The organism is Caballeronia sp. AZ7_KS35 (assembly GCF_023631045.1).
Taxonomy (GTDB): domain Bacteria; phylum Pseudomonadota; class Gammaproteobacteria; order Burkholderiales; family Burkholderiaceae; genus Caballeronia; species Caballeronia zhejiangensis.
This window is the reverse complement of the sequence record NZ_JALQDV010000042.1, coordinates 335,137-348,223: the sequence shown is the minus strand read 5'-3', so window position 1 is coordinate 348,223 and position 13,087 is coordinate 335,137. Positions and strand designations below refer to the sequence as shown.

At 61.9% G+C, this 13,087-nt stretch carries 15 protein-coding genes and 1 pseudogene; 8 read left to right on the top strand and 8 right to left on the bottom strand.

Features of this window, described 5'->3' with window-relative positions:
• Positions 1 to 299: 299 nt before the first annotated feature.
• Positions 300 to 2,255, top strand: coding sequence for a methyl-accepting chemotaxis protein (locus NCT05_RS27680; protein ID WP_175980809.1), 1,956 nt, complete (start codon positions 300 to 302; stop codon positions 2,253 to 2,255).
• 81 nt (positions 2,256 to 2,336) lie between these two features.
• On the opposite strand, the gene NCT05_RS27675 is transcribed toward NCT05_RS27680, so the two are convergent.
• Entirely contained in the window at positions 2,337 to 2,645 is a 309-nt protein-coding gene (locus tag NCT05_RS27675; RefSeq protein ID WP_008348011.1) for a non-heme iron oxygenase ferredoxin subunit, read from the bottom strand.
• Positions 2,646 to 2,662: 17 nt separating this feature from the next.
• On the bottom strand, positions 2,663 to 3,742 hold the full coding sequence (locus NCT05_RS27670; protein WP_250503650.1) for a fatty acid desaturase family protein: 1,080 nt from the start codon (positions 3,740 to 3,742) through the stop codon (positions 2,663 to 2,665).
• A gap of 146 nt (positions 3,743 to 3,888) precedes the next feature.
• Here NCT05_RS27670 and NCT05_RS27665 point away from each other — a divergent pair, with 146 nt between their 5' ends.
• Entirely contained in the window at positions 3,889 to 4,941 is a 1,053-nt protein-coding gene (locus tag NCT05_RS27665) for a LacI family DNA-binding transcriptional regulator (RefSeq protein ID WP_008348007.1), read from the top strand.
• Here the strand turns inward: NCT05_RS27665 and NCT05_RS27660 are convergent.
• Positions 4,920 to 5,294: a hypothetical protein gene (locus tag NCT05_RS27660; protein ID WP_250503649.1), complete on the bottom strand. Its 375-nt coding sequence runs from the start codon at positions 5,292 to 5,294 to the stop codon at positions 4,920 to 4,922. The genes NCT05_RS27665 and NCT05_RS27660 overlap by 22 nt on opposite strands.
• Positions 5,295 to 5,633: 339 nt before the next feature.
• Here NCT05_RS27660 and NCT05_RS27655 point away from each other — a divergent pair, with 339 nt between their 5' ends.
• Positions 5,634 to 6,695: a glycosyltransferase family 2 protein gene (locus tag NCT05_RS27655; RefSeq protein ID WP_144403691.1), complete on the top strand. Its 1,062-nt coding sequence runs from the start codon at positions 5,634 to 5,636 to the stop codon at positions 6,693 to 6,695.
• A gap of 13 nt (positions 6,696 to 6,708) precedes the next feature.
• Here the strand turns inward: NCT05_RS27655 and NCT05_RS27650 are convergent, their stop codons facing one another.
• Positions 6,709 to 7,029, bottom strand: coding sequence for a hypothetical protein (locus NCT05_RS27650; RefSeq protein ID WP_250497375.1), 321 nt, complete (start codon positions 7,027 to 7,029; stop codon positions 6,709 to 6,711).
• A 42-nt stretch (positions 7,030 to 7,071) separates the two neighbouring features.
• Between NCT05_RS27650 and NCT05_RS27645 the strand changes: the two genes are divergently transcribed.
• A complete protein-coding gene (locus NCT05_RS27645; RefSeq protein ID WP_250503648.1) occupies positions 7,072 to 7,524 on the top strand; it encodes a Rossmann-fold NAD(P)-binding domain-containing protein in 453 nt (150 codons plus the stop codon).
• Between the two features lie 38 nt (positions 7,525 to 7,562).
• Positions 7,563 to 7,820 carry a hypothetical protein gene (locus tag NCT05_RS27640; protein ID WP_033536198.1) on the top strand — a complete coding sequence of 86 codons (258 nt, stop codon included), beginning with the start codon at positions 7,563 to 7,565 and terminating at the stop codon, positions 7,818 to 7,820.
• Positions 7,821 to 7,837: 17 nt separating this feature from the next.
• Here the strand turns inward: NCT05_RS27640 and NCT05_RS27635 are convergent, their stop codons facing one another.
• Positions 7,838 to 9,250, bottom strand: coding sequence for an HdeD family acid-resistance protein (locus tag NCT05_RS27635; RefSeq protein WP_250503647.1), 1,413 nt, complete (start codon positions 9,248 to 9,250; stop codon positions 7,838 to 7,840).
• 171 nt (positions 9,251 to 9,421) lie between these two features.
• Here NCT05_RS27635 and NCT05_RS27630 point away from each other — a divergent pair.
• Positions 9,422 to 10,006, top strand: a pseudogene (locus NCT05_RS27630) (DUF1349 domain-containing protein).
• 109 nt (positions 10,007 to 10,115) lie between these two features.
• Here the strand turns inward: NCT05_RS27630 and NCT05_RS27620 are convergent.
• The gene (locus tag NCT05_RS27620; protein WP_250503646.1) at positions 10,116 to 10,904 is read right to left on the bottom strand and encodes an aldolase; all 789 of its coding nucleotides are present in this window, start codon (positions 10,902 to 10,904) and stop codon (positions 10,116 to 10,118) included.
• Positions 10,905 to 11,146: 242 nt separating this feature from the next.
• On the opposite strand from NCT05_RS27620, the gene NCT05_RS27615 reads away from it, so the two are divergent.
• Positions 11,147 to 11,350, top strand: a complete 204-nt coding sequence (locus NCT05_RS27615) for a cold-shock protein (protein WP_008347993.1) — start codon at positions 11,147 to 11,149, stop codon at positions 11,348 to 11,350.
• 69 nt (positions 11,351 to 11,419) lie between these two features.
• On the opposite strand, the gene NCT05_RS27610 is transcribed toward NCT05_RS27615, so the two are convergent.
• Positions 11,420 to 11,689 (bottom strand): hypothetical protein, encoded by a 270-nt coding sequence (locus tag NCT05_RS27610; RefSeq protein ID WP_250503645.1) that lies wholly within the window; start codon positions 11,687 to 11,689, stop codon positions 11,420 to 11,422.
• A gap of 30 nt (positions 11,690 to 11,719) precedes the next feature.
• Between NCT05_RS27610 and NCT05_RS27605 the strand changes: the two genes are divergently transcribed.
• Positions 11,720 to 12,070 (top strand): hypothetical protein, encoded by a 351-nt coding sequence (locus NCT05_RS27605; RefSeq protein WP_250503644.1) that lies wholly within the window; start codon positions 11,720 to 11,722, stop codon positions 12,068 to 12,070.
• Positions 12,071 to 12,293: 223 nt separating this feature from the next.
• On the opposite strand, the gene NCT05_RS27600 is transcribed toward NCT05_RS27605, so the two are convergent.
• Positions 12,294 to 13,061, bottom strand: a complete 768-nt coding sequence (locus tag NCT05_RS27600; RefSeq protein WP_250503643.1) for a sulfite exporter TauE/SafE family protein — start codon at positions 13,059 to 13,061, stop codon at positions 12,294 to 12,296.
• Between the last annotated feature and the right edge of the window lie 26 nt (positions 13,062 to 13,087).

Below are 13,087 nucleotides of genomic sequence, written 5' to 3'. Positions count from 1 at the left end.
CTCGCCGAGGTTTTGGAAAACGTTTTTTCGAAGAATAGTGGGTTTGCTGCCTACTGGCTATCCTAGTATTTGCCCTAATCTGTGGCAGAACTGTTGCTGACGGGCGAGTTGGAAGCCCTTTCACCACCCGTATCGGCGCGTACGAAAAGTTAATCGTTTTCTAGGAGTTGTCTTGGGAAACAGGAGCCGCTCGGCGCACGCGAAGCCATCGCAATGGCTTTCATGCCCGCGGCAAATTAAAGTTTCTTAAGCGTCTGCCGATAAGGATCATCACAACTCTTATCGCCCAGTGATTCCCCATGTTTCGTAATGTTCTGGCCCGGACCAACGTCGGGACCAAATTCGCCGTGCTCGCCTGCGCGCTCACGGCAGTCGTCGTCGCGTTCTTCACCATCGCCGTCACGCGCAGCGCGGGCGAGCAAGTCGATACGCATGCGCTCGCGCGCGTCGAAAGCGAGAATCGCTCGATCGCGACGATGATCGGCCTCTTCGACAAGGCCGTGAGCGCGGAAGTCACGCGCTTCATGACGATCTTCGCGCATCGTCTGCCTTCGACGTTCGCGCTCGATGAAACCCGCACCGTGGACATCGACGGTAAAGCCACGCCGACTTTCCTCGCGGGCGACAAGGCGCTGAACAACGACTTCACGATTCCCGACGCGTTCCTCGAGGAAAGCGGCGCCATCGCGACGATCTTCGCCCGCACCGGCGACGATTTCGTGCGCGTGACGACGTCGCTCAAGAAGCAGGACGGCACGCGCGCGATTGGCACGCTGCTCGACCGCAAGGGCCCCGCGTATGCGCCGATCCTTGCAGGCAAGCCCTATATCGGCATCGCGGCGCTTTTCGGCAAGCAGTACATCACCGCGTACAAGCCCGTCACCGATGCATCGGGACGCATCATCGGCGCACTTTTCGTTGGCGTCGACGTGACATCCGAATTCGCAGCGTTGCAGGACACCATCGCGAAGCTCGCGATCGGCGCGAGCGGCTATCACTTCGTCGTCGATGCATCGACTGGCCCGAACCGCGGCAAGCTGCTCGTGCATCCCGGTTCGAAAGGCGAACTGGCCGATGAGCGCGTTGCGCCCTTCAAGCAGATGCTCGACACGCACGAAGGCGAGCTCTCGTTCGACGGCCCCGATATCGCGGGCGCGGATTCGCGCGTGCATGGCGGCAACAAGGAAATCATCTATATGACGGTGCCGCAATGGCAATGGATGATCGGCGGCATTGCATATCGCGACGAAGTGCTCGCCGACGTTCACGCGAGCCGCAATCGCTTCCTGGTTCTCGGGCTCGTCATCGTGGCGCTGCTCGTCGGCGTGCTGCTCTATGCGGTCACGCGACTCGTGGGCCGTCCCATCGACGACGTGACGCGCGCGTCGGAACGCATCGCCGCGGGCGACTTGACCGTGCGTATCGACAGCGCGCGCGAGGACGATATCGGCCGGCTGATGCGTGCGATCGACGGCATCGCGCGCGGACTCGCGGGCATCGTCGCGCAGGTGCGCAGCGCATCGGCGGACATGAACGAAGGGACGGCGCGCATTGCATCGGGCAGCAGCGATATCGCCACGCGCATCGCAACCCAGGCCGCGAGCGTCGAAGAAACCGCTGCGAGCATGGAAGAAATCACGAGCACCGTGCAGCAGAACGCTGCGAATACGGCGCAGGCGGGGACGCTCGTCGCGTCCGCATCCGATGCCGCGCGCGCAGGCGGTCATGCAGTCGGGCGCGTGGTCGCGACGATGGGCGAGATCGACGCATCGGCGCGACGCATCGCCGACATCACCGCGACGATCGAAGGCATCGCGTTCCAGACCAACATTCTCGCGTTGAACGCTGCCGTCGAAGCCGCGCGCGCGGGCGAGCACGGCAAGGGCTTCGCGGTGGTCGCATCGGAAGTGCGCGCGCTCGCACAGCGCAGCGCGGGCGCAGTCAAAGAGATCGAAGTGCTGATCGCCGAATCGGCCGCGAAGGTCTCGCACGGCTACAAGATCGCCGAGGAAGCGAGCAGCACGATGGGCGGCATCGTCGAGCAAGTCTCGCGCGTGAATGCCATCGTCGATGAAATCGGCGTTGCGTCACGCGAGCAGGCAAGCGGCATCGAGCAGGTGAACAGCGCGGTCATGCTGATCGGCGAAGCGACGCAACAGAACGCCGCGCTCGTCGGTGAAGCGGAGCATTCCACCGCCGAACTGCGCGATCAGGCCGAGCGGCTTGCGCGCGTCGTCAGCATGTTCCGCGTTTAAGCCTTCGCGCATTCATAGCGGTTCAAGCGGACGTCGCGTCGTCGTGCGCGCCACATACCGACGTCGATCGTCGACGGGGCATCAGACCTCGATGAAGATGCGGCCATCCTCGACTTTCGCGGGATACGTCCGCAGCTTTTCGCAAACAGGCGCGCACAGCGGCCGGCCGTCGCGAATGTCGAAGCGTCCGTTGTGCTTCGGACATTCGATGACGTGGTCCATCACGAATCCGTCACTCAGATGAACGTGCTCGTGCGTGCATAGGCCATCGCTGGCATAGACGGCATCGTTCACACGATAGATCGCGAAGGTGCGGCCATCGTGATCGAAACGCATCACGTCTTCGTCTTCGATATCGTCCATCGCAGCTGCATCGATCCATTGCGTCATCGGAACGGCCTCCTTGGTCATGCCTGCGTCGCGGCGGGCATCGGTCTTTCGACGTGATACGACGGATCGCGCGTTTGCCGCACGAGCGCCGGAATGATCTCTGCATATGCCGCGATCGTGCTCGTGTAAGGCGGCGGCATGTCATGCTTCACCGCTTCGTGCAGGCGCGGCAGCGCGTAATAAGGCACCATCGGGAACATGTGATGTTCGACGTGATAGTTCATGTTCAGATACAGAAAGCGGAACACGGGATTCATCATCACCGTGCGGCAGTTCTTGCGATGATCGAGCACGTTCTCAGGCATGCCCGCATGCTGCGTGAGGCCGAAGAAGAGATAGAGCCACGCGCCGTACAGACTCGGCAAGCCGATATAAAGCAGGGGAAGGATCGAATGAGACACGAAGCATGCGCCAATCACCGCCGCATAGATCGCGAGCGTCACGCGCGCTTCAAGAATGACTTTCGGCCATTCCGATTCCGGCACGTAGGTCTTTTCTTCGTCTCCGATATTGCCGAACGCGGATGAAACGATCTTCGGCACTTCGCCCGCTGCGTGCTTCAGCGCAAAGACGTTCAATGCGAGACTCAGCCAGTCCGTCGGCAGCGGCACGGCAATCTCGCGATCCCTTCCGACGACCAGCGTATCCGTGTGATGACGCGCGTGACTCCAGCGCCAGATCGTCGGCCGGCGAAACACCTGAAACGACGCGAACTGATAGAGCGCCTTGTTCATCCACGACGTCTTGAATGCGGTGCCGTGACCGCTTTCGTGCCAGCGCGAATCGGCGGGGCTGCAATAGAGCGTGCCGTAAAGAAGAAATGCGGGAATCGCCCAGAGCGAATGCGCTTGCCATGCGAACCACGCCAGCACGCCGCTCGCGATGATCGACGCATACCAGAGCAAGGTGTCGCCGATGGCGCGTGCATCGCCACGCTGCATCAGGCTCTTCATGACCGGCCGCGGCACCGCGCACTTGTACCAGTCCGCATTGACCAGGCCCGACGCTTTCGCACGCTCGCCTGCGCCGTCGATGAGCCGGTAATCGCGATAGCCGTCCCGCGCGCCCGCACCTTGCGCCTGCTCGGAATCCATCATGTCACCTCAAGCGATGATTGGATTTGCATCATTCGTCATTGCTGATTCGATGATAAAAGCGGATGCATCGCCCGCGCAATCTTCACGCGCATTTGCTATCTTTAGGCATCATCGCGCGAATTGAAAACCCATCAATTACATCAAAGATGAGCAAGCGTCCCACGCTTCAATCCGTGGCCGAGGCTGCCGGCGTCAGTCCGGCAACAGTGGATCGCGTCTTCAACGGACGTCTCAGCGTGCGCGAAGGCACTGCATTGCGCGTGATCGAGGCCGCCGAGCGCATCGGCTATCACGGCGCAGGCTTGATGCGCGAACGTCTGCGCGCGCAACGCGGCGAGCGCCATGAACGCTATGCCCTCGGCTTCTGTCTGCAGAAACGTGCGGATCCCTTCTATCAGACGTTCGCGCGCATTCTGACGGATGCCGCCGCGCGCCACGAACCGGAGCATTGCAACGCCGTCATCGAGTACATGGATGAACTCGATCCGGCTTCCATCGCACGCACGCTGCTTACGCTCGGCGAGCAGGTGGATGCGCTCGGCGTGGTCGCAGTGGACCATCCGCATGTGACCGCCGCAATCGAAACGCTTCACGGGCAGGGCAAGCCGACGGTCACGTTGCTATCGGATCTGAGTGCGCCCTTACGCGCGGGTTATATCGGCGTCGATCCGCGCAAGAGCGGACGCACGGCCGCGTGGGCCGTGAGCCGCCTCACGCGTCGCGACGAAGGCACTGTTGGCGTGTTCGTCGGCACGCCGCGTTATCTCGGTCAGGAAAGCTGCGAGATCAGCTTTCGCTCGTACTTGCGCGAACATGCGCCCGGATTGCGCGTGCTCGATACGCAGATCAATCTCGAAGACAAGCAACTCGCTTACGAAGCGACGCTCGCGATGCTCGCCCGTCATGCCGATCTCGCCGGCCTCTATATCCCCGGCGGCGGCGTGGGCGGCGTGATACGCGCGCTGCGCGAAGAGGCCGCGGGACGACGCATCGTCACCGTGTGCAGCGACCTGATGCCCGACCGGTACGAGGCGCTCGTCGAAGGCGTCATCGATCTCGTGATCGACACGCCGCTTCAGCGCATCGCCGAGACGGCCATTCAGGCAATGCTGCGCGCGTTGCAAGCGCTGCCGGGCGAAGCAGCACAGGCCAGCCAGTATCCGCTGCCGGCGCAGCTTTATACGCCGGAGAACGTCTGAGCTTGACAGCGTGCCGATTCAACCGAATGCGTATTTTTTTCTTCTTCGACCTCACGATGCGAAAGTGATGAGAAAAATATGCAGTGCATTGCTACAGTCGCTTGCACGCAGAAACCGTTTGTCACGACTGAATGCTGAAGATGCTCGGGCATGTGGCCGAGCGCACCGAACGGCGACCATCGACTCAGGACGATAACGTTTGCGAGCCATCCTGCGTCGCCGATATGAGGCGGCGGCGATGAAATCCCAGCTTCACGCGGCCGTTTTTCCACTAGTATGTCCCGGTGGACTGCATTTGCCTGCACGCTGAAAGAGGCGAGTGTCATCGCTTCGTTGCTTTGAAGGACTAGCATGCAGTCGCTCGGGGAACCCGCCCGGCAAAAACGGCTCTATTAACGATTGTTCCATCGACATGCACGTCAGGCCGGGGTGTCCGGGGCCCGCCATATGACGTGACATGCTCCAACAATAATGCGCTGCCAGAGCTTCCCGTCTTGTACGGTGATCGAGCCAGCCTCATCCATCAGACCAGCTGCATGTCCGGTCGTGCCGCAATCAATCACAAGGTGATGCGCGTTTGCGCGCGGCGGCACGGCGGGACATCGACAACGGCTCTTCGCATGGTGCGTGCGGAGAGACAGAGCCCAATCAATCGACGGAGAGCGTCATCCATGCCGTTTGAGAGTGACTCCTTGCGAGACACCAGTCCGCTGCTCAGCATCGTCGTGGCGGCTTATAACATCGAGGGATACATCGAGGAAGCGCTCGAATCCCTCCTGTCCCAACCTCATATCGACGCGATGAAGATCATCGTGGTCGATGACGGTTCTCGCGATGAGACCTATGCGGCAGCGCGCTCGGTCGTGGAGCGCGATCGCGGCGTGCACATCGAATTGATACACCAGGAAAATCGCGGCCTGAGCGCCGCGCGCAATACCGGCCTCGCGGCGGTGCGAACGCCTTATGTCGGCTTCCTGGACGGCGACGATATCTATCTGAAGGGCTTCACCGAAGCGATGATCCCGGTGCTCGCCGAGCGCAAGTGGGATGTGGTGGAGTACAACGTCAAGATCATCGATGACGACGACCGCGAGCTCGATAACATCGAACTCGTCGACCATGCGACGAGCGGCGGTCATCCGATGGATCGCGCGGCGCTGCAGCAGTTTGCCGATCGATTCCATACCTTTGCGTGGGCGCGCGTCTATCGCACCGACCTGTTCGACGCAGCGCCCTTTCCCGAAGGACGAAACTACGAAGACATGGCCCTCGTGCCCTCGACTTATCTGCGCGCAAAAAGCATCTATCGGATTCCCGCGCCGCTGATCGGCTATCGGCGGCGCTTCGGCAGCATCACGCAGACAGCCAAGCTGCGCGACATGCACAATCTGCGCCTCACAGGGCAGGAAGCGCTCGCACGTTGCGACGGCAGTGACATGGACGATTTCTGGCTCACCGTCTTCGACAAGCTCTTTCAGCGTGCGTGCCACGTTTGCGCGCGCGTCGATCGCGCTTCGTTCAAGCAGGCGTCCGAGACGCTCACGGCCATGGCCGTCGATCATCGGAAGATGCGCGAGAAACTCACCGAAGGCGGCAAGCGTCAGGTTGTCGAACTGAAGCCGTTCGATCTGAACGTACGCGCGGACCGCTCGATCCACTTCCTCAAGGGCCTCGTGAAAAAGGTGTTGCGCCGCAGCCTCGATCATCATCAGCGGGCGCGGCGGCCGAGCACGTCCAATCAGTTGAGCGGATGACGCGGCCCCCCTTTCACGCCTCTTCGATGGCGCGCAAGCTCATTCGCTTATAGGCATCGACGAGCAATGCGCCCTCGCCGCGCTTGTGCGCGACGGCAAGGCGCATTGTTTCTTCGCCTGGCTGCCAGATCAGGAACGCGAGCGCATTGACGCGCTTGCTGTCCGCACGCGGCATCACGCGCCGGATCGCCGACGCCAGCAATGCGCCGCACGCGCGGCTCTCCGCGATCTCGATGTATTCTTCGACGCGTCGTTGTCGAGCGGCGCCGAACGCATCGTGCTGTTGTCGGGACGTGGCGAAGAAGAAGCGCAGGCGGCGGAAGAAGCGCTGCAACGCTCCGGGGCGAGCTGGACCATCCTGCGTTGCAGCTGGTTCATGCAGAACTTCAGCGAGAGCTTTCTGCTGGATCCGATCCGTGAGGGCACGCTCGCGCTGCCCGTCGCCGATATCAAAGAGCCTTTCGTCGATGCGGAAGATATCGCCGATGCAGCCGTCGCCGCACTCACGCAGCCAGGCCACGAAAAGCGGCGTTACGAACTCACCGGACCTCGCGCGATCACTTTCGCCGAAGCGCTCGCATGCATCGCGAAAGCGACGAGACGTGACATGCGGCTCGTGCCCGTGCCGCCCCATGCATTTCGCGACGCTCTGCTCGCGGCTGGCGTGCCGAAGCCCGAGACCGACCTGATTCTCTATCTCTTAACGACCGTGCTGGATGGCCCCAACGACAAGCCCGCCGATGGCGTGCGCGCCGCGTTGCATCGCGAAGCCTGCTCGTTCGAGGACTACGCCACGCGAGCCACGGCGAGCGGCGTATGGGATGTGTGACGCACGAAGCCGCCACTGTTTCGCGGTAGACTTGAGGGATGGAAAAATGTCCCTACTGCGAGCGAATCCGTGACGAATGGGACTGTCACGGTCAGGAATGCCGCACCGCCATCGCCCGCGCGCTGCGTCGACAACGCATGGGATTGCCGATGGTACCGAAGGTCATTCGCAATGAGATTCCGCCGGGCGCGTCGACGGGCGAAGTGATCGCTCAGCTATCGCGTCAGCGCTTGCGCGCACGGCGCGCGAACGAGGAACGCCGCGCACGCAAGGAAGCCGAAGACCTCGATCTATAGCGTAGCGGCGCAGCGCATCAAACGCGTGCGGGCGGATCGGCATTCGATCCGCCGTTCTGCGCAAGCGCACCTTCCTCGCGCCATGCACGCCGCGACTTGCGCATCTTCGTAAGCGCCATGCGCGCGACCTTTAGCCAGCCATAGGGACGCGGATCGGCAACCATGCTGAGCGCGCGCGCATAGTCGAGCGTGAGGCCGGGCGTCCAGGCCATCGTCACCGCGCGCTTGCGTATCTGCGCCGCGACCCACAGTTCCGGCGTCACGATCATCCTGACGAGCGCGCCCCAACCCGCGCGCGAACCGTAAAGGCGCCCTGCCGCCCCTTCGAGCGCGGCGTCGAGTGCGCGCGACACGCTGCTCGAACAGTTGCGGTGCGTGAGGTTATAAGTCGTATCCGCGCGATAGTTGCGCCAGAAACTATCGAGCCGCGCCGGGTCGTAATTGCGGATACGCACGCGCACGGTCGATGGACACCATGCCTTCGATTCGATCGCATAACTCGGCTGGAACACGCCGGGCACATCGTTCTCGCGCGTGGCACGCAGCAGGCGCGCGAAGTCATCGGGCGAGCGGTCGATTTCAACCGCGGGATAGAGACTCACATAGATGCCTTCCGGCGATTCGAGCGCCGCGTGTCCCGTCGAGATCACGCCATTGCGATCCACCGCGGCGATATAACGATCGACGATCGGGTGCCATTGCGTTTCGGCCTTCGACGATCCGACCGGCGTCCACACATGCACGGTGAGCGCCGGTTCGTTATCGGCGGGTGGGCCGTCCCATTCGCTGGCTTGCAAGACGCGCGCTTCGTTATCGGGCGCCTTGTCCGCAACGCTCGCCGCTTCCGCGCTTGCATCGCCCCATACGGCCGGATTGCTCGTCAGCTTGCGCACGCGCATGCCGATCATGATCAGATTCCAGCCCGCGAAGATAAAGAACGCACCGATGCAATACGGCACCGTGCCTTTGTAATGCGTCGGATACGGTTGAATCATGAAGATGCCGAGGACGATCTCGAAGATGGCGAAGCCGAGTGCGACACGATAGCGCCGGTAACGTACGACAAGCGCCGATGTCGCCTGCAACAGGCCGTCGAAGATAAACGCGAGCCCGATCAGGATCGAAAGAACGAAGTGACCGTGATGATCGCCTTCGAAGATCAACGCGGCAGTAAGAACGAATGCAATGCCCTTCGCATAGCGCAGTCTGCGCTGTCCGCCGACGCCCGCCCACGCGACGGACAATGTCAGCGCGCCCTCGATCAGCAGCAGCCAGCCGACGAACGCGACCGGAAAGCCGAGCGCGCCGTCGAGGGCATCGATGAAGACGCCGATGCCGACGGCCAGAAGCAACCAGCCCGTGACCGTCAGGCTGCGCCAACGATTGCGCAAATAGTCGACGCCCAGCAGAATCATCATCAGCTTGACCATCGTTCTCTCGATTCAAAGCGTGACGGTAAGTGTTCGTATGTTAATGCAGTCGACACAGAAAACCGTTTTCCTACGACCGTTCGTTGCCCTGCACTGTGTCACGCGCGGCAGCATGACGGCTTGCGCGCCGTGAAATACTTGCGCTGCCATCTTCACGCGACGCCAGACGCCATGTTCGAGCAATGCCGATGGATCAACGAGCCCGCGCAATGGCGCGTCGACAACGACACGCTCATCGTCACCACCGACACGAACACCGACTTCTGGCGCAAGACGCATTACGGCTTCGTGCGCGACAACGGCCATGTTTTCGCGGCGAGCGTGGAAGGCGACTTTACGGCGGAAGTCGCCGTCGCTGGCGATTTCTCCGCGCTATACGATCAGGCGGGCCTGATGATCCGCGAAAGCCCCGAGCGCTGGATCAAGGCCGGCGCCGAATACAACGACGGCGCGCTCACGTTCAGCACCGTACTCACGAACGACCTCTCGGACTGGTCGCTCGGCTCGCGTGCCGGCGCAAACCGCTTCCGGCTTCGCGTGACGATCGCGCAAGGCGTGCTGAAAGTGCAATGCAGCGCCGATGAACGCAACTGAACGCTCATGCGTCTCGCGCCTTTCTCATCGAGCGGCGCGAACGCACGATGGCTCGTCGGCCCGATGTGTTGCACGCCCGAGCGCGGCGGTCTCACGGTCCATTTCTCAGACTTCACGATCGGGCCGCCCATCGTGAAAGACCTGCACGACATCTCGATGTAAGGCACACCGGCTCGCAAAAACACTCATTTGCAGGGCCAGGCCGCGATTCCTGCAGCAGACCGACATGGGCAAACGCGGCTGGTTCAGGCGCTTCGACGCGAAGGAGTCATCACGCCTCGAAATCGATGCCTCGCGCGCGCAACTGGCGCATGCCACTCGCGAGATGCGCCCGCGCGCTTTCGGCATCGCCCGCGCGCATCTGTTCGTACGTGCGCTGCGCGATCTCGTGCGGCACCGGCTTGAGCGGCCGGTTCGCGCTCATCGCGCGCAATTGCACTTCGGCCGCGCGCTCCAGATAGTAGAGATCGTCCCAAGCCTCCGCGATAGTTGCGCCTGCAACCATCACGCCGTGATTCTTGAGGAACAGGATATCGGCGTCGCCCATCGTGCGCGCGATGCGATCGCCTTCCGCGTTGTCGAGTGCGAGACCGTTGTAGTCCTCGTCGACCGCCGTGCGGCCGTAGAACTTCAGCGACGTCTGCCCGAGCCACAGAAGCGGCGGGCCGTCGAGCAGGCACAGTGCGGTCGCGTTCGGCATATGCGTATGAAAAGCCGCCTTCACGCGCGGCATCAGCTTGTGCACGCGTGCGTGAATGTAAAATGCGGTCGCTTCGGGCTCGCCTTCGCCGTCGATTACATTGCCGTCTAAATCGCAGATCAGCAGACGCGACGCCGTGATCTCGCCGAACGCATAGCCGTAGGGGTTCACGAAGAACAGATCGTCGTGCCCTGGAACCATCGCGGAAAAATGATTGCAGACGCCCTCTTCGAACCCGTTCAGCGCCGCCAGCCGGAAGCAGGCTGCAAGCTGCCGGCGCGCTTCGGCGATCCCGGGCGCGTCGAGCCGTGCGGAAGCGGACGCGGCGCGCGGTGCGCCGCTGGAAAGCGTATGTGCCATATGAGCTTGCCTTTGTCGTTTGCGTGACCGTGAAGGCGAGGATAATCGAACGGACGCGCGCATTATGTCCGACAAAAAAAATCAGCGCGACCGGCGCCTGAGCGCGGAGTATGACGCGTGTATGTCATGTCTCTTAGCAGAAACGCTTATTTGAACTCCGACTTGTGGCATGGTAAAACTCTATGCCGCTCGAAATTCGAAGCGCATCTTCAACGTAATTCGTCTCAATAGGGTTTGGAAAAATGGCAACAGGTACTGTGAAGTGGTTCAACGATGCAAAGGGTTTTGGCTTCATCACGCCGGACGACGGCGGTGAAGACTTGTTTGCACATTTCTCCGAAATCCAGTCCAAGGGTTTCAAGTCTCTCCAGGAGAATCAAAAGGTGAGCTTCGAAGTCAAGCAAGGCCCGAAGGGCAAGCAAGCTTCGACGATCCAGCCGCTGTAAGTTTCAACGCTGGCGCCTCAGGCACGAAACGGCCCGTATGGGCCGTTTTTGCATTGGTGCACGCGGAGATTATTTATCTACCGGATGGTCGGGATTTTCGCGCCAGCGCAAACTGACCTCGGCGCGCATGTCCTTTGAATAAATCAGTAGAATAAATACTGTATTTGCAGCGCCGTTCTCATTGACGGTGATGCGAAATTCTTTCCTCTGATTCACGTGAACTCGGCAAGCAATCGGAAAAAATGCCGTCCGCTGGTTCGGCACAAAACAAAGGCATTGCTCGTCTTCGTTTGGTTCCTGACTTGCGATGCGCGCGCGCAATCGTTCGCGGCGAATCAAAATGCCGCGCGTTTCGTCTCGGAGGTTGTGATGAACGACTTTCGCACCGCCCAGGCGGGCGGCGGTTACGTGTTTTCCTACGATAGCCGCGAAACCGAAGCGTCCTTGTCTGCCAGGCTCGATCGCTGGTTTTCGGGCGCCGATCCCCAGGCCATCGCCATGGACCCAGCGGAAAAGCAGGCGCTCTTCGGCTTCTACTGGGCCGCCAGCATGATGCCGGCGAATTCGCCGTGCTTCCGCGACATCGCCGACCCGGCTTGCGGCGCGGATCTGTCCAAGTGGATGGCGCGCGAACTCGACGACGATCCGCGCTTCATCCGTGCCTACGAGTCCGCGAGAAAGCCGCTCGGCCTGCCGCCAATCGAACGCAACGCGCACTGAGCGGCATACGGGCGCGATGTGTTTCGTCGCGGATTCTCGAGCGAAAACATCCGATTCGCGCGCGCCTGATCGATGCGGATTTCGGCGTTTCGGGCTCGTCTTCCTCGCGCGATCCGTGCAGCAGGATGACCTTCGCCGCGATGCTTGCGAGCAGCGATAGCGCCCCGATGGTCTCAAGCAAGGCGGGAATCATGTCTGTCTCCCTGAACGTCGACGCACTCGATCATCGATGCGAGAGCATCGGCCCGTAGGTCTTTACGAAAAATGCAATCGTGATACCGGCGCTGACGATCAAGGTGCCCGCGCGAACCCACTGCGGCGGCGCGCGCCGGCCGATCTGCGCGCCGCCATACCCGCCGGCGATCGCCGCGATTAGCATCGCGATCGTCTCCGGCCAGCGCACTGCCTGCGCCGCCGCGAACGTCAGCACGGCCACCGAGTTGGCCGCGCTCACGAGCAACGTGCGCGGCGCATTAAGGCTCTTCAGGTCGCGCGAATCGAGCAGGCCCCAGACGGCCATCATCATGATGCCGACCGCGCCGCCGAAATACCCGCCATACACGCCGAGCGCGAACTGGATCGACAGCACCGCCGCCGCGCCGATATGCCAGCGCCGCCGCAACATCTCCCCCAACTTGCGGCCGAACGCAAGCGTGAAGCTCGCGCACAGAAGCAGCCACGGCAGCACGAACGAAAACGTCCGCGACGACGTGGACAGCAACAAGACTGCGCCGACGAGCCCGCCGGCGAGCGTCGTCACGAGCATCTTGCGGATCGACACCGAGCCGACCGGACCGAGCCCGTCGCGATAGGCCCACGCGCTCACGACACCGCCCGGAAACAGCGCGACGGTGCTCGAAGCGTTCGCCTGAACCGGTGGCAAGCCGGCGGCGATCATCGCGGGGAGGCTCACGAACGAGCCGCCGCCGGCCAGCGCATTCATCGCGCCCGCAAGAAAACCGGCGCCGATAACGACAATGAAGGGTTCCATGCGACAGATGCTAGCGACGCGGCCGT